This is a genomic window from Agrobacterium rosae (assembly GCF_002915175.1).
Lineage (GTDB): Bacteria > Pseudomonadota > Alphaproteobacteria > Rhizobiales > Rhizobiaceae > Agrobacterium > Agrobacterium rosae.
On sequence record NZ_NXEJ01000006.1, the window covers coordinates 383,742 to 404,499 of the forward strand.

25 protein-coding genes are annotated in these 20,758 nt (G+C 58.9%); 18 read left to right on the forward strand and 7 right to left on the reverse strand.

All coding sequences use genetic code 11. The features are described from left to right. Nucleotides 1-20 precede the first annotated feature (20 nt). The 4 genes from CPJ18_RS13095 to CPJ18_RS26595 all read left to right on the forward strand — a co-directional run bounded on the left by CPJ18_RS13095 (nucleotide 21) and on the right by CPJ18_RS26595 (nucleotide 1,189). Nucleotides 21-221, forward strand: coding sequence for a heavy-metal-associated domain-containing protein (locus CPJ18_RS13095; RefSeq protein ID WP_103659120.1), 201 nt, complete (start codon nucleotides 21-23; stop codon nucleotides 219-221). Between the two features lie 125 nt (nucleotides 222-346). Further along, nucleotides 347-613: a type II toxin-antitoxin system antitoxin MazE gene (gene mazE, locus CPJ18_RS13100; protein ID WP_077119222.1), complete on the forward strand. Its 267-nt coding sequence runs from the start codon at nucleotides 347-349 to the stop codon at nucleotides 611-613. After that, nucleotides 613-972, forward strand: coding sequence for a type II toxin-antitoxin system toxin MazF (gene mazF / locus CPJ18_RS13105; protein ID WP_077119224.1), 360 nt, complete (start codon nucleotides 613-615; stop codon nucleotides 970-972). Before mazE ends, mazF begins: the two co-directional genes overlap by 1 nt. A gap of 13 nt (nucleotides 973-985) precedes the next feature. Further along, nucleotides 986-1,189, forward strand: a complete 204-nt coding sequence (locus CPJ18_RS26595; protein ID WP_146258683.1) for a hypothetical protein — start codon at nucleotides 986-988, stop codon at nucleotides 1,187-1,189. A gap of 15 nt (nucleotides 1,190-1,204) precedes the next feature. Here the strand turns inward: CPJ18_RS26595 and CPJ18_RS13110 are convergent, their stop codons facing one another. The 4 genes from CPJ18_RS13110 to CPJ18_RS13120 all read right to left on the reverse strand — a co-directional run bounded on the left by CPJ18_RS13110 (nucleotide 1,205) and on the right by CPJ18_RS13120 (nucleotide 3,912). Then, nucleotides 1,205-1,453: a hypothetical protein gene (locus CPJ18_RS13110; protein ID WP_103658795.1), complete on the reverse strand. Its 249-nt coding sequence runs from the start codon at nucleotides 1,451-1,453 to the stop codon at nucleotides 1,205-1,207. Nucleotides 1,454-1,499: 46 nt separating this feature from the next. Continuing rightward, a complete protein-coding gene (locus tag CPJ18_RS26825; RefSeq protein ID WP_167397894.1) occupies nucleotides 1,500-1,673 on the reverse strand; it encodes a hypothetical protein in 174 nt (57 codons plus the stop codon). Nucleotides 1,674-1,740: 67 nt separating this feature from the next. Beyond that, nucleotides 1,741-3,456: a GH32 C-terminal domain-containing protein gene (locus CPJ18_RS13115; protein WP_103658797.1), complete on the reverse strand. Its 1,716-nt coding sequence runs from the start codon at nucleotides 3,454-3,456 to the stop codon at nucleotides 1,741-1,743. Between the two features lie 114 nt (nucleotides 3,457-3,570). Then, on the reverse strand, nucleotides 3,571-3,912 hold the full coding sequence (locus CPJ18_RS13120) for a hypothetical protein (protein ID WP_146258684.1): 342 nt from the start codon (nucleotides 3,910-3,912) through the stop codon (nucleotides 3,571-3,573). 479 nt (nucleotides 3,913-4,391) lie between these two features. Here CPJ18_RS13120 and CPJ18_RS13125 point away from each other — a divergent pair, with 479 nt between their 5' ends. Then, nucleotides 4,392-5,852, forward strand: coding sequence for a protein adenylyltransferase SelO (locus CPJ18_RS13125; RefSeq protein ID WP_103659121.1), 1,461 nt, complete (start codon nucleotides 4,392-4,394; stop codon nucleotides 5,850-5,852). Nucleotides 5,853-6,068: 216 nt separating this feature from the next. Here the strand turns inward: CPJ18_RS13125 and CPJ18_RS13135 are convergent, their stop codons facing one another. Then, the gene (locus CPJ18_RS13135; RefSeq protein ID WP_103658801.1) at nucleotides 6,069-7,169 is read right to left on the reverse strand and encodes a saccharopine dehydrogenase family protein; all 1,101 of its coding nucleotides are present in this window, start codon (nucleotides 7,167-7,169) and stop codon (nucleotides 6,069-6,071) included. A 120-nt stretch (nucleotides 7,170-7,289) separates the two neighbouring features. Here CPJ18_RS13135 and CPJ18_RS13140 point away from each other — a divergent pair, with 120 nt between their 5' ends. Beyond that, a complete protein-coding gene (locus CPJ18_RS13140; RefSeq protein ID WP_103658803.1) occupies nucleotides 7,290-7,721 on the forward strand; it encodes an Lrp/AsnC family transcriptional regulator in 432 nt (143 codons plus the stop codon). A gap of 154 nt (nucleotides 7,722-7,875) precedes the next feature. Here CPJ18_RS13140 and CPJ18_RS13145 read toward each other — a convergent pair whose 3' ends face one another. Both CPJ18_RS13145 and CPJ18_RS13150 read right to left on the reverse strand, forming a co-directional pair. Then, nucleotides 7,876-8,352, reverse strand: coding sequence for an ABC transporter permease family protein (locus CPJ18_RS13145; protein ID WP_103658805.1), 477 nt, complete (start codon nucleotides 8,350-8,352; stop codon nucleotides 7,876-7,878). A 199-nt stretch (nucleotides 8,353-8,551) separates the two neighbouring features. Continuing rightward, a complete protein-coding gene (locus CPJ18_RS13150) occupies nucleotides 8,552-10,189 on the reverse strand; it encodes an alpha/beta hydrolase (RefSeq protein WP_103658807.1) in 1,638 nt (545 codons plus the stop codon). A gap of 427 nt (nucleotides 10,190-10,616) precedes the next feature. Here CPJ18_RS13150 and CPJ18_RS13155 point away from each other — a divergent pair, with 427 nt between their 5' ends. The 12 genes from CPJ18_RS13155 (at nucleotide 10,617) to CPJ18_RS13215 (ending at nucleotide 20,561) form a co-directional block, all read left to right on the forward strand. Next, entirely contained in the window at nucleotides 10,617-11,120 is a 504-nt protein-coding gene (locus CPJ18_RS13155) for a hypothetical protein (RefSeq protein ID WP_103659122.1), read from the forward strand. A 73-nt stretch (nucleotides 11,121-11,193) separates the two neighbouring features. After that, nucleotides 11,194-12,453, forward strand: coding sequence for a DNA-packaging protein (locus tag CPJ18_RS13160; protein WP_103659123.1), 1,260 nt, complete (start codon nucleotides 11,194-11,196; stop codon nucleotides 12,451-12,453). A gap of 81 nt (nucleotides 12,454-12,534) precedes the next feature. After that, entirely contained in the window at nucleotides 12,535-13,290 is a 756-nt protein-coding gene (locus tag CPJ18_RS13165; protein WP_103658809.1) for a carbon-nitrogen hydrolase family protein, read from the forward strand. Between the two features lie 553 nt (nucleotides 13,291-13,843). After that, on the forward strand, nucleotides 13,844-14,479 hold the full coding sequence (locus CPJ18_RS13170) for a hypothetical protein (RefSeq protein ID WP_103659124.1): 636 nt from the start codon (nucleotides 13,844-13,846) through the stop codon (nucleotides 14,477-14,479). A gap of 42 nt (nucleotides 14,480-14,521) precedes the next feature. After that, complete coding sequence (locus tag CPJ18_RS13175) at nucleotides 14,522-14,830, forward strand: Dabb family protein (protein WP_103659125.1); 309 nt, start codon at nucleotides 14,522-14,524, stop codon at nucleotides 14,828-14,830. A gap of 72 nt (nucleotides 14,831-14,902) precedes the next feature. Further along, nucleotides 14,903-16,066: a phage portal protein gene (locus CPJ18_RS13180; protein ID WP_103658811.1), complete on the forward strand. Its 1,164-nt coding sequence runs from the start codon at nucleotides 14,903-14,905 to the stop codon at nucleotides 16,064-16,066. Nucleotides 16,067-16,482: 416 nt separating this feature from the next. After that, nucleotides 16,483-16,803 (forward strand): DUF6107 family protein, encoded by a 321-nt coding sequence (locus CPJ18_RS13185; protein ID WP_103658813.1) that lies wholly within the window; start codon nucleotides 16,483-16,485, stop codon nucleotides 16,801-16,803. Between the two features lie 45 nt (nucleotides 16,804-16,848). Further along, the gene (locus CPJ18_RS13190) at nucleotides 16,849-17,421 is read left to right on the forward strand and encodes an HK97 family phage prohead protease (RefSeq protein ID WP_103658815.1); all 573 of its coding nucleotides are present in this window, start codon (nucleotides 16,849-16,851) and stop codon (nucleotides 17,419-17,421) included. A 283-nt stretch (nucleotides 17,422-17,704) separates the two neighbouring features. Next, nucleotides 17,705-18,952, forward strand: a complete 1,248-nt coding sequence (locus tag CPJ18_RS13200; RefSeq protein ID WP_103658817.1) for a phage major capsid protein — start codon at nucleotides 17,705-17,707, stop codon at nucleotides 18,950-18,952. Nucleotides 18,953-19,254: 302 nt separating this feature from the next. Beyond that, complete coding sequence (locus tag CPJ18_RS13205; RefSeq protein ID WP_103658819.1) at nucleotides 19,255-19,824, forward strand: head-tail connector protein; 570 nt, start codon at nucleotides 19,255-19,257, stop codon at nucleotides 19,822-19,824. Between the two features lie 3 nt (nucleotides 19,825-19,827). Then, complete coding sequence (locus tag CPJ18_RS13210) at nucleotides 19,828-20,163, forward strand: phage head closure protein (protein ID WP_103658821.1); 336 nt, start codon at nucleotides 19,828-19,830, stop codon at nucleotides 20,161-20,163. Beyond that, a complete protein-coding gene (locus CPJ18_RS13215; RefSeq protein WP_103658823.1) occupies nucleotides 20,160-20,561 on the forward strand; it encodes a DUF3168 domain-containing protein in 402 nt (133 codons plus the stop codon). Before CPJ18_RS13210 ends, CPJ18_RS13215 begins: the two co-directional genes overlap by 4 nt. The last annotated feature ends 197 nt before the right edge of the window (nucleotides 20,562-20,758 follow it).

Here is a 20,758-nt window from a genome sequence, read left to right on the forward strand (position 1 = left end):
GGAATACAAAGGAAATCGACATGACAACCACCACCTTTACCGTACCCGACATGACCTGCGGACACTGCGAGAAAACGATACGGGGCGCCCTGACAGAAGCGCTCCCCGGCGCGGAAATCGGTATCGAACTGTCTATGCACCGTGTGACGGTGACTGGCGATGCCGCGACGGCTGGGGAGGCGATGCGGGAGGTGGGGTACAGCCCTGAACGTCTGGGGTGAGATTGCAAAAAATAGGACATGTGCTACATATGTAGCACGCGCGACGTGTTGAATGCTTATCGCGATCCGACAGGATTTTCGAGTCAAACCCCGGATGACGCAGAACGGTAATTTGGAGCAAGGCGATGACGGTAACGACTAAAATCAGAAGGCAGGGCGGCGCTGCGGTGATGACCATACCACCTGCTTTACTGAAACTTATGGGAACCGAAATCGGCTCCGAGATGACGCTGGAGATCGATAACGGCAACCTCGTAGCCAGCCCGGTCAATACGCAAAAGAAACGATATTCGCTCGCGGAGTTGCTGGAGGGTGCCGAGGAAATGGCGGCGCTGAATGCCGATGCATCGGCTTGGGACGCCGCTCCGCGTGTTGGTAAAGAGGCACTGTGATGGTGCGCAGCAATGTGCCGAAACGAGGTGACGTATTTCTCATCGATCTCAATCCGGTTGTCGGCAACGAGATGAAGGATGAGCATCGCTGTGTCGTCATAACGCCGAAAGAGATCAACGCCGTTGGGCTGTGTCTGGTCATCCCCATAACGACGGGCGGTATGTTTACGCGTAGAGCAGGATTGGCAGTCAATATTTCGGGTCACAAGACGACTGGTGTCGCACTGTGCAATCAGGTCCGAAGCCTGGATATCGTGGGGCGGATTGCGCAGAAAAAAGCGAGATATATCGAGACGTTAGACGATGCGACAATGCAAGACATAGTCGCGAGGGTCGTAAGCATGATCGACCCAACGTGAGAGACGGCTGTCTATGGAAGAAGATTTAGAAACGCCTCACGAAGCAAAGCTTGCTCCAGCGCCCACCGACTATGAAATCGAGCTTAGAGAGATACGCGTTACCCGATCATGCGGACAATTTCTATCCATGAGTGAGGGCAATCGGCGCATGGAAATGATGATTGAGGCAAAGAAGGAACTTTGCGGGTCAACGAAATTAGCGCCCCGCAAAGATTGAGAGGCGCTGGTTGTTTCAAACCTCGTCAAACTTCCCGCCTTCGCGGGACGGATTGCGGTCCAACACCTTTTCTTCGACATCGTCAGGCAAAGCATCGTCGCTTTCCTGGTAGGGGTCGTCGTCGGTTTCGGCTTCTTCTTCCCGCAGTTCCTGTTCGATCTGCTGGGAGAGTTCGCCGTCTTCCGGAAGGTCATCGACCTCGACGTCGAGGATTTCCTGATCGAGGGCATCTTCGTTTTCTGTGAGGGGCTTGCGCGGGTCCATGGTGGTTTTCCTATCGGGTTGGGGGGAATTGAGCAGATTTTTGCCGTTATGCCGACTGTGTTGTCATCACCACCACCATTGCCAAGTAGACGACGAAGGCCATGATGCCGACGCCTGCAATGACGAATATGATACCGCGACCGGCGCGGGTTTTCTCGCCCTTGTTCTCGTTGGCTTCAGACGGAAATAGAATGGGATCGGTTTCCTGAATCTTGGTCACGAAGCTCTCCTCTGGATATTTTCTGTTACCCAGAGAACGGTGTGGGGTCAGGAATGTTCCTGAGCGCTTACTGTTTTAGCGCCCAGATCGTGGCATGTGCGATGGCTCCGTCGATGCTTTTCAGGTGGGCAGCGCGCACGGGCTCGAAGCTTTCGATACGCTTCGTGCCGACATAACGGCCATGGTCCGCGAACACTTCGATGGAACCGTAATCGAGGAAAATGCGCAGCCGGAAGGGGCGTGCGCCTTCAGAAATATAGCGCGGCGAGGGGCCTTCACGACCATCTTCGTGGCGAATCCACAGGCCCGTTTCATCGCAGACGACGCCGAGTTTGACGCCGGGATGGTCGAGTTCCAGTTCGAAGGGGAGGCCGGGTTTGGTGAGTTCGAACAGGAGTTCGACAGCACCCGTCTGGAGGTCCACCCGCTCTCCCGCCGCCAGCCGCGTGCGGTCCAGAATACGGTGGCGCAGGCTTTCTGCGGCACCGATGGGCGGTGTCAGCAGCGCGCCGTGGGAGAAGTGCATGCGGCGCGGCAGGGTCATGGCGGTGGGGAAGTCGATTTCCGGCGTCGCATCCGCCCAATTGGCCAACCAGCCGATGCCGACGATGGTGTCACCATCCAGAAAGGCCTGAAACGCGTAATTATCCGTGCCGAAATCCAGCTCCTGCCCGAATTCCTTGACGAAGGTCTTGCCATCGAACCAGCCGACATCCGCCATGGTCAGGTTTTTGCGGCCGGTGGCGGCATCTTCCGAGTGCATGAGGCCATAGGTCAGCACCCAGCGTGTGGAGCGGGCATTGGCAGGGCCATCGAGAGGCAGCAGGCAGGGGCATTCAATGGCCGTGGTCTTGTAGCGCGTTTCCACCCACAGCTTACCGACATAGGTCCAGCCGGAGGCGGCTGTCGGATCCTGCGTCTCATAAAGCAGAATGACGCCGCCACCATCGCTCTGGCTGCCCAGCAGCATTTTCCATAGGCCATCAGGGCCGCGCACCACGTAAGGGTCACGGAAATCCGGCGTCAGGCCTTGGCCATCCGGGCGGTGGCCGAGAATGACATCCGCCTGGCCGGCCATGATGAGATCGGACGAGGTCGCGGTCAGCTGGATCTGCTGTTCCGGCACACGGTCTTGCACCTGTTCGGTGAAGAACACACGGATGCCAGTTCCTTCCACCAGCGGAATAGTAGAGCCGGAATAGGCACCGCCGCGCTTGTCCGGCCGTGTCGTCAGATCTTCGGAGGGGAAAAGGAAAATCGGCAGATGGCGCCAGCGCAGGTAATCCGAAGACACCGCATGGCCCCAATGCATGGTGTTCCAGCGCAGACCATGGGAGTAATGCTGGTAAAAAAGATGCGGACGCCCTTCGAAACGGCCAAAGCCATTGGGGTCGTTCATCCAGCCGAAGGGCGGGCGGAAGTGGTAACTATCAGGCAGATCGGGGGCGGCATTATCCGGCTTCGTGTGGACCACGGTAATACCGGTTTCCAATACGTCCGATGCAATGAACCAGTACATGACTGAAACGGCAGTGGTGACGGTATCATAGCTCAGCTCGACGCGACCGCCGCCGAAGACCTGATAAATGCGGAAATTATACTCATCGAGATTGGTGGTGGAGACCTCACCAAACTTGCCGTTGTGGTTGGAAAAGGACACCGAACCCGGCTCGTCTTCCTTTTTTGCCTTCAGCCAGATGTGGAACGTGGCATTGACCGGAAGATCGGTTTGTATGGTGCGAATGGCGCTTTCGATCTCTACGGGCAAGGCGGTATCGTTCATTCCACTATCCTTTCGTCTCTATTGCGGTGACAGGATAGCAACGAAAGTGGCAGGTTAAAGTTCAACCGCTTCAAAGTAAGCCGAGATGTCTGCGGCCTGGCGCGTCACATATGTCTAGAATGCGCCTTTACCCAGGGAGGCGAACTGGGTTTTGACATCCACCAGAAGACCTTGGAAGTTAAGCGACTTAGGGTCCCTCTCAATAGGGGACCGGGTGGCGGAAACCGCACGCTCTGGCATTCGACACGTGAAGCAGGTCAGCCCCGCCATTTGCTGTTGAGCGGCACCCGTAACCGGAAAACCCACCGTCAAATCCTGCGACGAGCCCTCCATAGGCCTATAGCCGTAACGGGCAAGGCCAACAGGCCGAAAATTCAGGGCCTTCGGTTGCTGAAGGGCTTGCAGCCTCGATATAGCAATGAGCCGCGAGCCTTCAGCCGAGGTATAATGAAGCACGTGTGTTTCCGTAGTCTTTTCAGCACGTTCCGCCGCAAAAATGGCTGTTTGCAACAGTGGCAGAACCGCACAGGCAGCGATTGTTCTCCTAAAAACGGACATCATCATTTGGAAAGTCCCCAAGCCGAATCACCCTCCCGCCTTATTCGGCAGGTTTCACGAGGGTGCTACGATTGGCAGATAATTTCAATTATAAATAATTTAGTAAGATATTTCGCACGGAAAGCGTTATTAAGGTTTACCTAAAAATTGTTGTAAAACAAAAATATCGAGTAGCATGGTATCGTTTGTGGATCAGGTTGTATTTTATGTTTAATCTACAAAAAATTGAATAAAATCGGACGCCATCGAGTTGTATTAGAGGCAGCGCTACCTATCGTCAAATTGAAGGGATTGGCGGGAAACAAAGGCTTCAGCCCCTATGGCTGGAATATCGCGGTAAACCCGCCCATATAAGGGGAAACAGGGAGAAACCCGTGATCCATTTTGACAATACCTATGCGCGCCTGCCGGAACATTTTACGGCTGCGGCTCTGCCGACACCGGTGGCGGCACCGTTGTTGATTGCGTTCAACCGCCCGCTGGCTGCGGAGCTTGGGCTCGACCTTGCTGATGTGGATGATGCGCGTCTGGCGGCGATCTTTTCTGGCAATGTCGTGCCGCCGGGGGCGGAACCTTTGGCGATGGCTTATGCGGGGCATCAGTTCGGCAACTTCGTTCCGAAGCTGGGCGATGGGCGGGCGATTTTGCTGGGTGAAGTGATTGATATCAATGGCAAACGGCGGGATATTCAGCTGAAGGGTTCTGGCCCCACGCGCTTCTCACGCCGGGGTGATGGGCGGGCGGCGCTTGGGCCGGTGCTGCGGGAATATATCGTTTCCGAGGCCATGCATGCGCTCGGCATTCCCGCAACGCGCGCGCTGGCGGCAGTGGCGACGGGCGAGCGGGTGCAGCGGGAAACCGGTCTGCCCGGAGGCGTGGTGACGCGGGTGGCGGCGAGCCATATCCGGGTTGGGACGTTCCAGTATTTCGCGGCGCGTGAGGACCATGCGGCCATCAAGGTGCTGGCGGATTATGTGATCAACCGGCATTATCTTGAGGTCAAACAGGCCGAGAAGCCCTATTTTGCGTTACTGCAAGCCATTGCGGAGCGGCAGCGCGAACTAGTTTGTCGTTGGCTGATGGTGGGTTTCATCCATGGTGTGATGAACACCGACAACGTGGCCATCTCTGGTGAGACAATCGATTTCGGGCCGTGTGCCTTTATGGATGAATATAATCCTAACAAGGTGTTTTCCTCCATCGATGCGCAGGGGCGCTATGCCTATAACAGCCAGCCCGGCATCGCCCAGTGGAACATCGCGCGGTTGGCGGAGTGCCTGTTGCCGCTGCTGGATGAGGATGCCGACAAGGCGGTGGAGCTCGCCAATGGCGTGCTCGCCGAGTTTGCCAGCGACTTCCCCAAGCGCTGGCTTTCTGGCATGCGGCAGAAGCTTGGCCTGACGACGCAAGACGATGCTGACGAGCAGTTGGTCCAGGATCTGTTGGCATTGATGCAGCGAAACGAGGTGGATTTTACACTGACATTTCGCAGGCTTTGCGATGCGGCTGATGGTAGCCCCGAGGCGTTTCGCGGGATGTTTACCGATCTTGCGGGTGCGGACGAATGGCTGGCCCGCTGGCGTCAGCGGACATGGCGCGAGAGCGCGACGGAAAGCGACCGGGCGCAGGCGATGCGGGCGGTGAACCCGGCGGTTATTCCGCGCAACCACCGTATCGAGGAAGTGATTGCGGCGGCGGTGGAGGATGGCGATCTGGAGCCGTTTCATGCGATGGTTCGGGCAACGGCGCGGCCGTTTGAGGAGGTGCCGGAGTTCGCGGTTTATATGCAGGCGCCGATGGGGCACGAGCGGGTGTTTCGGACGTTTTGTGGGACGTGAGGATTAGGAGTGAGGGTTGTGGATGTGGCTCACCCCCCTCTGTCCTGCCGGACATCTCCCCCACAAGGAGGGAGATTGGCTGGGCTCGGGACCATCGCTCTATCTTTAAAGCTCGAGAGGGGCTGAGGGGTAGCCACGATTCGATCTCCCCACCTGTGGGGGAGATGCCTGGCAAGGCAGAGGGGGGTGAGCCATACCCGCTGCCTACAATGTGAATTACCCCACCTTAGCCAACCCCTCCCGCGGCGCATAATACTGCCCAAAACGGTTGGCCAGGAAATCCGCCAACCCGATATCCTCCTGTTTCACAAAACCTTTCTGCGGCAGTTTGCCCTGATTCAGCAAATCCAGAACCGTGGTAATCCCGGCGGCGGTGGTGATCTGGATGGCGCTCATCATGCGGCCGGAAACGGGGCCAGCATAGACTTTGTGGGCGTAGGTTTCCTGCATGAAACGGCCGTTTTTGGTGCCGCAAACGGTGACGAAGACGATGACGACATCCTGCATGGTGGCGGGCAGAGCGTTTTCGAACAGGTCTTTCAACACATCACGGCGGTTGCGCAGATTGAGGTCGTTGAGCAGCGCTTTCATGATGGCGACGTGGCCGGGATAGCGGATGGTGCGGTAATTCATGGTGCGCACCTTGCCCTCCAGCGTGGCGGCCAGCGTGCCGAGGCCGCCTGACGTGTTGAAGGCCTCGTAGGTCATGCCGTCGAGCGAGAATTCCTCGCGTTCTTCCAGCGCAGGTACGGCGGTAAGGCGACCCTCGACGATGGCCTCGCAGGGCTCGATATATTCGTTGATAAGACCGTCCGTGCTCCAGGTGAGGTTATAATTCAAGGCGTTGGAGGGGTATTGCGGCAGGGCACCGACGCGCATGCGCACGCTATCCAGCTTATCGAAACGCGAGGCGAGATCGGCAGCGACGATGGAGATGAAGCCGGGCGCAAGGCCACATTGCGGGATGAGCGCACTCTCTGATGTTTCAGCCAGCTTCTTGACTTTGCGGGTGGATTCGACGTCTTCGGTAAGGTCGAGATAATGTGTGCCGACGGCAACCGCAGCTTCGGCAATGCCAGCAGTGAGGTGGAACGGGGCAGCCGAGAGGACGGCGAATTTGTCTTTCAACAGCGCCTGCAGGCCGAGGCGATCGGTGATGTCGACGATCTCCGTATCGACCCGCTCATGGCCGGGAACATTGGCGAGCTGGTCTGCGGACCGGTCCGCGACGGTAACGCGGTAATCGCCTGTGACGGCGAGCATCCATGCGATGGCAGAGCCGATATTGCCTGCGCCGATGATGACGATGTGTTTCATGCTGTCCCCTCAAGATTTTTGTTGAGGTAACAGAATGCCGCATTTGGAAGACGATTCGTAGCTTCACAATGTGCGAAATAGTTATTAGAATTGAGCATATTGCCCAAAGGATTTTGCATAATGCCTATGAGTGAAAAGGACCGGGCGTTGCTCTCGTTGCTGGCGGACAATGCCCGCATGCCGGTGGCAGAACTGGCGCGCAAGCTCGGCCTTTCCCGCACCACAGTGCAGGCGCGCATCGAGCGGCTGGAGGCGGACGGTGTGATCGCAGGTTACGGCATCAAGCTGTCGGACGCCTATCTTTCCGGGCTGGTGCGGGCGCATGTGCTGATTACGATTGCGCCCAAGGCGCTGGCGGGCGTGACGGCTGCGCTTGCGGCAATAAAGGAGGTAACGACGCTGCACTCCGTCAGCGGCAGCTTCGACCTGATCGCCATTCTGGCGGCACCTTCGATTGCCGATCTGGACCGGTTGATCGATGGCATCGGGGCGCTGGATGGGGTGGAGCGGACGTTGTCTTCGGTGATATTGTCGACGCGGATTTCGCGGTGAGGAACGAGTTGGGCTCGCTCGAGCTATTTATCCAAAAGGCAAAAACAACTGAGATCAATTTTTCCGATTTCATCGGGAGAAAGGACAATTGTCTCGGCTGCGCAGGGGAGAGATTTCCGCCTGATTGACTTAGAGCCTTTCGGATGCGGTTTGTTCATCTCGTTGGCATCAAGAATTTTTCTGCCTCTGTCCGAGTGATGTAGATGGTGTCATTCGCCATGGTCAAGAAACTGTTGTCCACGACCCCAAGTATACGATAACGGATGACGAGCGGAGTCTGTCCCATAAATGTGCTCTGACCAGTCGGGTTAATAAGCGTGAAGACGTCACCTTGATGTAACGATAATAGTTGAGCGAGCTTAGCGCCGACCAGCGCGCCTTCGCCGCGTTTGAACTCAATTAACGCGTTATCGCTTATGGAACTCGAAAGAGTCTTGAGGAAATACATGTCCTCAGCTTCGAAACCGAGAACGAAAACTCCCTGAGTTCTTTGGGCCACTGAGATAAGGGCTTGTCCCTCAACAACCGAGCTTTGTATCTTCGCCCCGTATGCGGGTTCCCCACCGAAGCAAGCATTCGAAAAGCAAAGCAAGAAAAACGTTGCGCACAAGGGAGAGCTACAGAACTTCATAGTGTTTCTCCTATTGCGATTACACAATAATATCAATGCGGTGGCGATCATATACTGAAGCTTTAGGTTGTGTATGATCGCATTGGGTGCGAAGCGGAAGCTACCTTAGAGCACAAATCAAAGAACCTAATGCCGACTTGAAATCATCATCCGCTCCCCTATCTCGGCAAGGCTTCGACCGACATTTTGGATATGGCCATTACACCGGGTCGATACTGCCCCGTTTCGCCTTGAAAAACATCTTCAGCCGCTGGATTTCGGCGGGTGTCCATCCCTGCGGTTGGGTCACTTCCAGCCAGGCGTCGATATAGTGTTCGGGCGCGTAGACGTGGCCGTAGCCCATGGGGGCTGTTGTGGCGGCGGCGACGTCTAGGAGCAGTTGCAGTTCGGTGACGACGGGGAACCAGCGGAAGGAGGTGGACACGTCGCGGCCGCGGGGTTGCTTCATCCATTCCGGGCGGCGGTAGAGGGCGGCGGTTTCGAAGAAGGTGATGGGATCGCTGGCATATTGCAGATAGACGATGCGCATCGGCCCCCACGGCTTATCCGGCATATGGGCGTTGGTGTACTGGTCTGCGAAGCGGATGACCGAGGAATCGCGGAATTTCGGCAGCCAATAGGGCGAGCCGGAGGTGCGGCCTGAGGTGGCCATGCGCCATGTGGGGCTGGAGAAGGGTGGGCCGCTCCACAGCGCGCCCTGGAAGGGGTCTGCGAGGACATCGTAGAGATCCGACGATTTCTGGCTGTTCAGCGCGCCGAGGCTGAGGCCGTGCAGGTAGAGCTTGGGGCGGGTGTCCTTGGGCAGCGTCGTCCAGTAGCCGTAGATGGCTTCGAACAGCGCGCGGGCGGTTTCCACGCCGTAATCCGGCTCGGTCAGAAGCGCGATCCAGCTGGAGAGATAGGAATATTGCACGGCGACGGTGGCGACATCGCCATTGTGCAAATATTCAAGCGTATCAATGGCTTCCGGATCGATCCAGCCTGTGCCGGTTGGGGCGATGACGACAAGCGTTTCACGCTCGAAACCGCCGGTGCGCTTGAGTTCTTCCAGCGCGAGTTTGGCGCGCTCTGCCGGTGTGGCACCGGCATTTAGCCCGGCGTAAACGCGGATGGGTTCCATGGCCGGGCGGTTGGTGAAGGCGGAAATCTCTGCGCTGTGCGGGCCTGTGGCGATGAATTCGCGGCCACGGCGACCGAGCGATTCCCACGACATGAGCGAGGCTTCGCTGCCGGTTTTCATGGGGTCGGACGGGCGCGGCACATCGGGCTCGATGAGACTATCCACCTGTTTCAGCGAGCTATCCATGAAGCGCAGGCCGACATCGACCACCAGCCCGTTGAGCAGCAGAACGGCGATGACGGCGGCGGCGGCGATGCCGACGACATTGGCCAGCGGGCGCGGCAAAAAGCGGCGGCTGCGCAGGGCAAACAGCCGCCGCACGATCTGAAACAGGCGTCCGAAACCGATGAGGAGCGCCGAGACGCCGATGGCGATGGTGCCGGTTTTGACGCGGTGGGCGCTATCCAGCGGCTCCAGTTCCATCAATGCGCGAATGGAGTTCTGCCATGTGGCCGCCTGCCAGAGAAACCCGACCGCGGCGACGATGGCCGCCAGCGAGACGACGAAGAGAACGCCGCGTTTGTCATGCCGCGAAGGCTGCGGCAGGCCGAGATAAATGGCGATATCTTTCAGGAATACGCCGATGAGATACCCAATGGCAAAGGAAAATCCGCACAAAACACCCTGCATGACGAAGGTGCGGGGAAGCAGCGATGGCGTGAGCGAGGCACAGAGCAGCACCGTGCCGACGACGATGCCGGTGCTGGAAAGCGGCATGACCAAACGCCTGATCCATCTCAAGATTTTGCTTCCTTCGCGATTGTTCGGAGACGCACTGTAGTATGGTGGCGAGGTGCGTGGAAGGAAGGGTGCGGAATAAATTTTGAAATAAATAGGAATTTAATCCTTGACGGCGTTACGGTTGTTTGGTAGTGTTTGGGTATAGTCGGAGAAGTGTGGGTGGGGTTGGTAGCGGTTTTGCTGCTGGACCTTTGGGTGTGGCTTTACCCCCCTCTGTCCTGCCGGACATCTCCCCCACAAGGAGGGAGATTGGCTGGGCGCTGACCCCTCGCTCTCTTCGCGAGGTTGGAGATGGGCGAGAGTTTGCCTCCTGCCGATCTCCCCACCTGTGGGGGAGATGCCCGGCAGGGCAGAGGGGGGCGAGCTTGCTCTGACGTTTGACGTTCTCACCAACAGGCAAACCATGACATCGACAATCGCGACAGACCTCTCGCTTTACCGCAAGTGGCCGCAAACGCATGTTTATGCCGATAATCCTGCGGTGCTGGAGTTGAAATCCGCGCTGCCGGACAAGGCGAGCGACGAGTTGTGGCGGTTGATGAATGAGATGACCGCTGAGATGCGGGAGCAGTTTCGGTTCTTTCGCCAATTGCGCGAAGGGGCGGGGGCGGCGCTGGAGGGGGATGCCGATGAGGTGGCGGGTAAGGGTGCGCGGGCAGATGTTAAGGCTGCGACCGATGCCATGTCGTTGATCGTGCGGACTTTGGAAAAGATCGATACGCTGCAACGGCAACTGGCGCGTGACCGTGAGGTTGCCGCCGAAAGCGAAGCGGAAACGCAAGATTACGAAGAGGCCGTCGCCTTCTTCCAGAGGCGGATGGATGAGCTCGTCGAGCAAAAATTGCGAGCAAGGCTTGTTGCTGCCGGTCTTTCGCCGGAAGGGCAACCGGCTGACGGGCTGGAATGATGCGGGGCGGGCCGTTCTGACCGATCATATCAGTGGTGATCCCACATGCCGCAGAGAGGAAATGCGTTACCGTATGGAAGCTCTGCTGGCGGAAAGACATCAACGAAACCACGTGTTTCGGCTCAAAAACGATTGGCGGATGATTGGCAACCACGTGCAACAGCAGCCGGAAGGCGACTGGCGCAACTGGCTGCTGATCGGCGGTCGCGGTTCGGGCAAGACCCGTGCCGGGGCCGAATGGGTGCATCTCATCGCTTCCACCGGCGACCATTCCGATCTGCGCATCGCGCTGGTGGCGGAAACGCTGGGGGATGCGCGTGAGGTGATGATCGATGGCGTATCCGGCATCTGCCGGATCGCCAAACGCAAAAGGCCGGATTTCGAGGCATCGCGCCGCAGGCTGGTTTGGCCGAACGGGGCGATGGCGCAAATCTTCTCCTCCGAAGACCCTGAAAGCCTGCGCGGGCCACAGTTTCATTTTGCCTGGTCCGACGAGCTGGCGAAGTGGCGCTATGCTCAGGAAACCTGGGACATGCTGCAATTCGGCCTTCGCCTTGGCGACCGGCCGCAGCAGCTGATTACCACGACGCCGAGGCCGATACCGCTTTTAAAAACGTTGATGGCTGACCCCAGCAGTCGTGTTGTGCGGATGCGCACGCACGACAATGCGGCGAACCTGTCTCCCGGCTTTATCGATGCGATGATGAAGCGGTATGGCGGCACGCGGCTGGGGCGGCAGGAACTGGATGGCGAGCTGATTGCGCAGCGCGATGATGCGCTGTGGAAGCGGGCGGATATCGAAGCGATCTTCGATGACAGGCCGGATGTTCTGGCGCGGATCGTCGTAGCGGTGGACCCGCCGGCGGGCAGCGGCGAGGGCTCTTGCTGCGGCATCGTGGTGGCGGGCATCGGCATCGATGGGCGGTTCTGGGTTCTGGCGGATTGTTCCGCCGAGGGCGCGACACCGGCGGGCTGGGCCCGCGCCGTGGTTGCCGCGCACCATCGCTTCGAGGCCGACCGGGTGGTGGCGGAAGTCAACCAGGGCGGCGAGATGGTGAGCGCCATGCTGAAAAGCATCGACGCCAACCTGCCCATTACCATGGTGCGGGCCAGCCGGGGCAAGTTTACCCGCGCCGAACCGGTTGCCGCACTCTACGAGCAGGGCCGGGTGCGGCATGCCGGACGGTTTGAGAAGCTTGAGGACCAGATGACGGACTTTGGCCTGGATGGGTTGTCTTCCGGCAAGTCCCCGGACCGGCTGGATGCGCTGGTGTGGGCGCTGACGGCGCTGGCGATGGAGACGATGGCAGAGCCGCGGGTGCGGGGGATGTGAGGGGTGGGTCTCCGGTTGGGTTGCGACTCACGCATTTAGACCTGAGAATGCCTAACCTAACGGTAAAAATGGAAAGCCTGAATGACAATCGTTCGGATCGCCGCTGCGCAAACGATAGAGTTCCGAGAGGACATCGAAGGCGCGCTTGCCTGTGCAACCAAACTCTTCGACGAGGCGGGTAACGCTGGGGCGAGGCTGCTTTGTTTCCCGGAAGGGTATTTGCAAGGATACTTTACCGACGATACATCCGCGCGGCGCGTGGCCTTAGACGTGAAATCACGTGAGTTCAACAAGCTGTTTGAGCGCTTCCCTATGTCCGGGCCAATGATTGTGATGGGCTTTATCGAGATATCGAAGGGTAGGCTCTTCAACAGCGCTTTGGTGATGGAGAATTCGACTGTCATTGGCTGCTATCGCAAACAGTATCTTCTGCCAGGTGAACACGCTTTCACAGCCGGTGAAGACGCGCCTATCTTTGAGGTGGATGGCCTGAAATTTGGAATAAACATCTGTTACGACACCAATTTTTCGGCTTCCGCTCGCTGTGTGGCCGATCTTGGTGCTGAACTTATTGTCTGCCCCGCCAACAATATGATGCGGCGAGACAAAGCCGAATTCTTCAAAGACGCGCATAACTATGGGCGAGGGGATAGATGTAGAGAGACCGGCCTGTGGCTCATCTCTGCGGATGTTACCGGGGAGCGCGATGGGCGTGTTTCATGGGGGCCGACCGCAGTCTTAAATGCAGCTGGGCAAGTTGTGAAACAACTGCCGTTGGAAATACCAGGTCTCCTAGTCGTAGATATTCCCGTGCGGAAAGAAGCTGTTGGGTGTTAGCCGGTGAGGACATGACAGGGAAATGCCCTCGCTGAGGCGAAATTCATCCAAGCTGAAATCGCTATCGGATTTGAAGTTCCTTTTGACGCGGTAGGAAATCCAACTCTCGTCATGCCGGGCGTCCTCCGTAGCAAGTGCGGAGTTCCGACTAAAATGCAAAACGCCCGCGAGGACCGATAACGGCGTTACACGGGGGGGTTCGCATTTCTACTGGGAGGGCAGTCTCAGCCCTCGATCCGTTACTTCTTTGGGGTCTGCGAAGGTTTCGTCTGCGCGCTGACTTCGCGCATCTGACGCCATTCGTTTTCGAGACGGTCGTAGGTGGTCTGAGGGATCGTCGCGGTCATGGCATTCCTCCTTCGGTTGGCGCAGTGCGTTGCGCGGTGTGAAACAGAGTAGGGGGCCAGAGGTTCCGCAATTCAAGGTAATTTTTACCCTTAAAACGGTTCGCATGAAATAAAATCGATTAGGATTTTTCTAAATCGATTTAGGTGCAGAAAGTCGCATATTAAAATCTGGGGTTTTATAGAAGGTTATTCACAGAGGGATGACGATGTTCAACAGGCAACGTTTTTTTGCGACGATTCGCACGGCTCCTTTTTCGGGTCGAATGAGTGCGCAGCAGGTGCAGGGCACCGAATTGGTGCTTGATGAATTCGAGGAAAGAGCGCCCGGCGGCGACATCAGGCATCTGGCCTATATGCTGGCAACCGCCTTTCACGAAACGGCGGCAACAATGCAGCCGGTGCGCGAAACGCTGGCGGCGAGTGATGAGGCCGCGATCTGCATTCTGGACCGTGCCTATGCGGCGGGGCGGCTGGGGCAGGTGCGCACGCCCTATTGGCGGCGCGATGCCGAGGGCAAAAGCTGGCTGGGGCGTGGCCTGGTACAACTGACGCACAGGCGCAATTACGAGGCGATGTCTGCGGTAACAGGCATCGACCTTGTGGCGCGACCCGAGCGGGCGATGGAGCCGCAGGTTTCCGCCGCCATTCTGGTGGAGGGAATGTTGCGCGGCAGCTTTACCGGCAGGCGGCTCTCGCAATATTTCAATGCGTCGCGTGCCGACTGGGAGGGTGCGCGCGCCATCATCAACGGCAACGATCGTGCCGCCCTTCTGGCGGGCTATGGCCGCAGCTTTCACACCGCCTTGATGGCCAGCCGGATTGAACAGCCAGCAGTGGGGTGATAGGCGGTTTTCACCCAAGATTTTTGCATGACAGGTGCTTTCATGATCCGCCACATCGTTTTCTTCACCGTAGCCGAGGCCAACCGTGATGCCGTGCGCAAGGGCCTTTCCGGCCTGACCGCCATTTCCCACGCGCAGAAGCTGGAAATTGGCGAGAACGTGAAGAAGGACCAATGGGGCAATTCGGTGGACTTCATCGTCTACGGTGAATTCGAGAATGAGGCGGCGCTCGCGGCCTATAAGGCTGACCCGGCCTATGAGCTTTCGACGAACACCGTGAAGCCGCTGCGGGACACACGGGTGGCGGCGGATTTTGATAGTGATAGGGCGGTGAAAGAGCCGATAAAATAAGTCAGCTTTCGGACCCACCATCTTAGCCACCTGCAAGGGTGGCTTTTTTGTTTTCTTTCAAAGGAAATATCCATGCGATTTTTTGGTCATCTGCCGTGGCACCGCCCGGTGGGGCGTGAGCCTGTGCGCGAAGAGAAAGCAGCGGGCGGGTTTTTGTTGCTTTCCGGGGAAGCCGGGCGGGCGCATTGGTCTGGCCGCGGTTATGGCGCTCTGTCTCGGGAAGGCTTCATGCGCAACCCGGTGGCGCACCGGGCGGCGCGGATGGTGGCGGAGGCTGCGGCTTCCGTTAGCTGGCTGCTGTATGAGGGTGACGACGAGATTGGCGAGCATGCGCTGTTGCGGCTGCTGGCGCGTCCTAATGGGCAGATGAGCGGGCCGGATTTTTTCGAGGCGCTTTATGGGCATCTGCTGCTCTCCGGCAATGGCTATATCGAGCCTTTGATGGTGGGCGAGCGGTTGCGGGAACTGCATCTGTTGCGGCCTGACCGCGTCAGCATCATCGAGGGGGCGGATGGCTGGCCTGCGGCGTTCGATTACCGCGCCGAGGGCCGGGCGGCCCGGCGCATCGCGGCGGATCGGGATAGGCTGGGGCTGCTGCATCTGAAGCTGTTCAACCCGCTGGACGACCATAACGGATTTTCACCGCTGGCGGCGGCGGGTGCGGCTCTGGATCTGCACAATGCCGCCAGTATCTGGAACAAGCGGCTGCTGGACAATTCCGCCCGTCCCTCCGGCGCGCTGGTCTATCAGCCCAAGGAGGGCGGCAATCTTTCCACCGATCAATACGAGCGGTTGAAGCGGGAGCTGGAGGAAGGCTATGCCGGGGCAGTGAATGCTGGGCGTCCGCTGCTTCTGGAAGGTGGGCTGGACTGGAAAAGCATGGGGCTTTCGCCCAAGGATATGGACTTCATGGAGGCGAAGAATGGCGCGGCGCGGGACATTGCGCTGGCACTCGGCGTGCCACCGATGCTGCTGGGCATTCCCGGCGACAACACCTATGCGAATTACCAGGAGGCCAACCGGGCGTTTTATCGGCTGACGGTTTTGCCGCTGATCAACCGGACGGCGGCGAGTTTATCGGCTTGGCTTTCGCCGTTGTTCGAAGGGACGTTGCGGCTGGAGCCGGATATGGACCGGATTGCGGGTTTGTCTGGAGAGCGCGATGCGTTGTGGGCTCGGGTGGGGGCGGCGGGATTCTTGAGTGATGAGGAGAAGCGGGAGGCGGTGGGGTATTGATGGGGGCGTTGCTTCATATTGGGTGGTGGTGGGTGGGGTTTACCCCCCTCTGTCCTGCCGGACATCTCCCCCTCAGGTGGGGAGATCGACTCGTGGTTAGCTCCCGGCCATCTCTTACGTCGAGGTGAAAGTGATGTCGGTGCGCCTAGCCGATCTCCCTCCTTGTGGGGGAGATGTCCGGCAGGACAGAGGGGGGTGAGCCACGAGCACAAGGCAATCGAATGCCTTCGCCTCTCTCGGCATTCCGTACAGCTGCGACGTTCCACCGTTGAACGACTTTCTCAACGACCGGAATCCATCTGTGAAGGGTTTCCTTCAACCGATTCCAGCGACTCAAGAAAAGCACGAAAACGAATGCCGCGGGTGCACGACATCCGCTGTACAACTTATCCAACTCTAACCCGGAATGGTTACTCATGTCTGAATTTGCCAATGAGGGCAGCATTTGGGCTGCTCGTTTTACCGGAGCCGTGGCGGGGGCCGGGGTTTCGCTGATCTATATGCTGCCACAGACGCACCGCGAGGCGGCCAGCCGGTTTTTGACCGGGCTTGCCTGCGGCGTGATCTTCGGCGGGCCCGTGGGGCTTTGGATCGCCCAGCGGTTGGGTATATCCGCCGGGCTTTCGAGCCAGGAGATCATGCTGACCGGCTCCGCTGCCGCCAGCCTTTGCGCGTGGTGGGGGCTGGGCGTGATGGTGCGTGTGGCCGAACGGTATGCGGCGCGGCCCAAGCCTTGAGTTGATCCCTCAGCGACAACTTCCTCAAAATCGCAGGAGAATTTCATGCACGCTTATCGCGGGCCGCGGCCCGCCACGCGCAAATTTGCCAATCTGGAGCTGCGCGGCATTGCCTTTGACGGCACGTTTTCTGGATATGCCAGCGTGTTCGGGGAGGTGGATCTGGGGCGCGATGTGATCGAGCCGGGGGCATTCAAGCGGTCCATCGAGGAGCGCGGCGCCGCCGGTATTCGCATGCTGTACCAGCACGACCCGGCCCAGCCCATCGGTGCTTGGCGCACCATTCGCGAGGATGAGCGCGGGCTGTTCGTCGAGGGGGTGCTGGCACCGGATGTGGCGCGGGCGAAAGAGGTGCATTCGCTGATGAAGACGGGTGCGCTGGACGGGCTTTCCATCGGCTTCCAGACCGTGCGGGCGGGCAAGGCTTCGCGCGGCGGTATCCGCCGTATTCTGGAGGCCGACCTCTGGGAAATTTCCGTCGTCACCTTTCCGATGCTGCCATCTGCGCGCGTTTCCAACGTCAAACAGGCCCGGTTCTTTCGCGACCGGGAGACGGAGCTGGTGCGGGCTATGCGCCGAATGGCGAAGAGTTTGGCGGGGGATACTTTTCGGCGGTGAGGGGGCTTTGGAGGCCCGCCGTTTCGCCCTCATTCCTGTGCTCGTCACAGGAATCTAGCCAGCCCAAGTCCTTGGGCTGAAGGGAGTCTTTTCGCCGCGCAGACGCACGTCGGCTGGATCCCTGTGACAAGCACAGGGATGAGGGAAGAGGAGTGGGTCTGCGACGAAGAAGAGTCTTTTGCATCGCAGACGCGATGCTGCTGGGCCCCGGATCAGGTCCGGGGTGACGGTGGGGAGGCGGGCATCGTCTTTCAAATTCAAACAATCAACAGAGGAAAACCACATGACGGAACAGACAGTTGCACCGCAGATCAAGGCCGTGCCGGATACGATGACGGCGGCGTTTGATGATTTTATGGAGGCGTTCGAGGCGTTTCGCGAGACCAACGACGAGCGGCTGGGCGATATTGAGCGCAAGATGGGCGCGGATGTGCTGACCCGCGAAAAGCTTGATCGCATCGACAAGGCGCTGGACGACAACAAAAAGGTGATGGACGAGCTTTCGCTGAAGAGGGCCCGACCTGCGCTGGGGCGCAAGGGTGCGGCCAATGCGGAAACCGAGGAGCATAAGGCGGCGTTCGAGGCGTATATTCGCCGGGGTGACGAGGGCGCGCTGCGCGATCTGGAGGCCAAGGCGTTTTCCGGCAGCGCGGGGGCAGATGGCGGGTATCTGCTGCCGCAAGAGACCGACAGCGATATCGGCAAGCGCATGTCGGTGGTGTCTCCGATGCGTGCGCTTTCCACCGTGCGGCAGGTTTCCGGTGCGGTGCTGAAAAAGCCGTTTGCACCGAGCGGCATGGCCACCGGCTGGGTTTCCGAGACGGCGGCACGCCCGCAGACAAACACGCCGCAGCTTTCCGAGCTGACCTTCCCGACCATGGAGCTTTACGCCATGCCGGCGGCGACGCAGGGGCTGCTGGATGATTCCGCTGTCGACATCGAGGCGTGGATTGCGTCCGAAGTGGATGTCGCCTTTGCCGAGCAGGAGGGTGCGGCTTTCATTTCCGGCGATGGTGTGAACAAGCCGAAGGGGCTGCTGGCCTATGACACGGTGGCGAATTCGGCCTGGGAGTGGGGCAAGATCGGTTATGTGGCGACGGGTGCTGCGGGTGCATTTGCATCCTCCGGCCCGCTGGATGTGCTGATCGACACGGCCTATTCGCTGAAAGCCGGACACCGCCAGAACGGCAGCTTCCTGATGAACCGCAAGACGCAGTCTACATTGCGGCGCGTGAAGGACACCACGGGAAACTATCTGTGGCAACCGCCAGCCTCTGCTGGACAGGCGGCGCTGCTGATGGGCTTTCCGGTGGCGGAGGCCGAGGATATGCCTGACGTGGCGGCGGGTAGCACGTCGATTGCGTTTGGTGATTTCCGCGCGGGGTATCTGGTGGTGGATCGCACCGGTATTCGCATTCTGCGTGATCCGTATTCGGCCAAGCCTTATGTGCTGTTTTACACGACCAAGCGTGTTGGGGGTGGGGTGCAGAATTTCGAGGCGGTGAAGCTGGTGAAGTTTGCGGCGAGTTGAGAACTCGGTTTTTCATCTTGACGTCGTCATGCCGGAGGTTTCTGGCATGACGAAAGACGAACAGAAGCGTCATCGCCTGTGGCTTACCCCACTCTGTCCTGCCGGACATCTCCCCCACAAGGAGGGAGATCGGCTAGACGCATGATCCCCACTCTATCCGCAGCCTTCAAGATGGGCGAGAGGCCTCAACGGGTCGGTCTCCCCACCTGAGGGGGAGATGTCCGGCAGGACAGAGGGGGATGAGCCACGGGCGATGACCGACAATAGTTGCTGCTGCAACACCCAATTTCCCCGGAGATACCATGACCTATGCCACACTAACTCCGCCCCAGGCGGAGGCGTTGACGCTTGCCGATGTGAAGGCGCATTTGCGGCTGGATGGCGCGGATGAAGACGCGCTTCTGGCATCGCTGATCACCACCGCGCGCGAATATCTGGAACGCCAGACCGGCTTGTGCCTGATGCGGCAGAGCTTTCGGCTGTATCTCGACGACTGGCCGCTAAATGGCGTGATTCAGATTGCGAAGGGACCGGTGCAAGTCATCGAAACGATTCTGGTTTTCGATGATGCGGGTGACCCGACCGATATTACTGAAACGGACAAGCTGTTGGATGGGCAGGCGCGACCGGCGCGGCTGTGGCTGCGCCAGCCGCCTGCGCCGGGACAACCGCTGAACAGTATCGAGATCGATTTTACGGCTGGTTTTGGCGAAAGCGGTGCGGATGTGCCGGATACGCTGAAACGGGCGATGCTGGTGCATATCGCGCATATGTTTGCGTTTCGCGGAGCGGTTTCGCCTGCCGACCAGCCTGCTGGTGTGCCAGCGGGATACGATCGGCTGATTGCGCCGTTTCGTCGGGTGGGGTTGTGAGCGATGAACTTGACGTTTCTCGACCCCGGCCAGTTGACGGCGCGGCTGGAGCTTGAGGCACCGGAAGAGTTGCCTGACGGGCAGGGCGGTGTGACGGCTGGCTGGCGGTTGTTGCGCTCGCTGTGGGCGGCCATCGAGCCGGTTTCGCAAGGGGCTTATGAGCGGGCATCCGCCGATGGCGTGGCTGTGACCCACCGCATATGGGCGGGTTTTCGCAGCGATATCGAAGCGGGCATGCGGTTTCGCAAAGGGGCGCGGGTGTTTGCGGTTAAATCCGTGATCGACCCCGACGAGACAGGCCGCTTCATCGTCTGCCGCTGCGAGGAGGAAAGCCGATGAGGGCGGCCAATGCGCTGTTGCAGGCCGTGCACATCAGGCTTGCCGGAGACGCGGTGCTGGTGGGGATGGTGGGTGCGCGCGGCATTATCGACCGGCTGCTGCCAAGGCCCGTTCTGCCTTGCGTGGCGTTTGGGGAGATCGACAGCCGGGATTATTCGACCGCTTCAGAACGGGGCGAAGAGCATTTCCTGACCATCGAGGTGTGGAGCGAAGAGGGTGGGCGAAAGCTGGCGCAGGACATTGCCGTGCGCGTTTTGACGCTACTCGACGACGCGCCGCTGGTGCTGGGCGGGGGGATTGCGCTGGTGAGCTTGTTTTATCGCAACAGCCGATCTGTGCGGCAGGCGAAGACGAAGCAGTTTTTGACGGAGATACGGTTTCGGGCGGTGACGGAGTAGGCTCCGGGTACCTCTCCCCCTGTGGGAGAGGAAGGAAAATCATGATCTTAGCTTGCTAAGTCATAGATTTTTCAGGTGAGGGGTCCGCTGAGGGTGCGGCAAACCCCTCACTTGCGATTTCTAACACTTAAGCAAGCTAAAGATGTTGAAATCGCTTTCTCTCCCACAGGGGGAGAGATACCCAGCCGCACCTGCTT

Excerpts from the sequence above, each read along its gene's own strand:
- CPJ18_RS13115 (WP_103658797.1), bottom strand. The coding sequence starts at position 3,456 with ATGAACGATACCGCCTTGCCCGTAGAGATCGAAAGCGCCATTCGCACC.
- CPJ18_RS13135 (WP_103658801.1), bottom strand. The coding sequence starts at position 7,169 with ATGAAACACATCGTCATCATCGGCGCAGGCAATATCGGCTCTGCCATC.
- CPJ18_RS13170 (WP_103659124.1), top strand. The coding sequence starts at position 13,844 with ATGTTCAACAGGCAACGTTTTTTTGCGACGATTCGCACGGCTCCTTTT.
- CPJ18_RS13200 (WP_103658817.1), top strand. The coding sequence starts at position 17,705 with ATGACGGAACAGACAGTTGCACCGCAGATCAAGGCCGTGCCGGATACG.
- CPJ18_RS13150 (WP_103658807.1), bottom strand. The coding sequence starts at position 10,189 with ATGCCGCTTTCCAGCACCGGCATCGTCGTCGGCACGGTGCTGCTCTGT.
- CPJ18_RS13165 (WP_103658809.1), top strand. The coding sequence starts at position 12,535 with ATGACAATCGTTCGGATCGCCGCTGCGCAAACGATAGAGTTCCGAGAG.
- CPJ18_RS13205 (WP_103658819.1), top strand. The coding sequence starts at position 19,255 with ATGACCTATGCCACACTAACTCCGCCCCAGGCGGAGGCGTTGACGCTT.
- CPJ18_RS13185 (WP_103658813.1), top strand. The coding sequence starts at position 16,483 with ATGTCTGAATTTGCCAATGAGGGCAGCATTTGGGCTGCTCGTTTTACC.
- CPJ18_RS13155 (WP_103659122.1), top strand. The coding sequence starts at position 10,617 with ATGACATCGACAATCGCGACAGACCTCTCGCTTTACCGCAAGTGGCCG.
- mazF (WP_077119224.1), top strand. The coding sequence starts at position 613 with ATGGTGCGCAGCAATGTGCCGAAACGAGGTGACGTATTTCTCATCGAT.
- CPJ18_RS13110 (WP_103658795.1), bottom strand. The coding sequence starts at position 1,453 with ATGGACCCGCGCAAGCCCCTCACAGAAAACGAAGATGCCCTCGATCAG.
- CPJ18_RS26595 (WP_146258683.1), top strand. The coding sequence starts at position 986 with ATGGAAGAAGATTTAGAAACGCCTCACGAAGCAAAGCTTGCTCCAGCG.
- mazE (WP_077119222.1), top strand. The coding sequence starts at position 347 with ATGACGGTAACGACTAAAATCAGAAGGCAGGGCGGCGCTGCGGTGATG.
- CPJ18_RS13215 (WP_103658823.1), top strand. The coding sequence starts at position 20,160 with ATGAGGGCGGCCAATGCGCTGTTGCAGGCCGTGCACATCAGGCTTGCC.
- CPJ18_RS13145 (WP_103658805.1), bottom strand. The coding sequence starts at position 8,352 with ATGAAGTTCTGTAGCTCTCCCTTGTGCGCAACGTTTTTCTTGCTTTGC.
- CPJ18_RS13190 (WP_103658815.1), top strand. The coding sequence starts at position 16,849 with ATGCACGCTTATCGCGGGCCGCGGCCCGCCACGCGCAAATTTGCCAAT.
- CPJ18_RS13180 (WP_103658811.1), top strand. The coding sequence starts at position 14,903 with ATGCGATTTTTTGGTCATCTGCCGTGGCACCGCCCGGTGGGGCGTGAG.
- CPJ18_RS13095 (WP_103659120.1), top strand. The coding sequence starts at position 21 with ATGACAACCACCACCTTTACCGTACCCGACATGACCTGCGGACACTGC.
- CPJ18_RS13160 (WP_103659123.1), top strand. The coding sequence starts at position 11,194 with ATGGAAGCTCTGCTGGCGGAAAGACATCAACGAAACCACGTGTTTCGG.
- CPJ18_RS13140 (WP_103658803.1), top strand. The coding sequence starts at position 7,290 with ATGCCTATGAGTGAAAAGGACCGGGCGTTGCTCTCGTTGCTGGCGGAC.
- CPJ18_RS13175 (WP_103659125.1), top strand. The coding sequence starts at position 14,522 with ATGATCCGCCACATCGTTTTCTTCACCGTAGCCGAGGCCAACCGTGAT.
- CPJ18_RS13210 (WP_103658821.1), top strand. The coding sequence starts at position 19,828 with ATGAACTTGACGTTTCTCGACCCCGGCCAGTTGACGGCGCGGCTGGAG.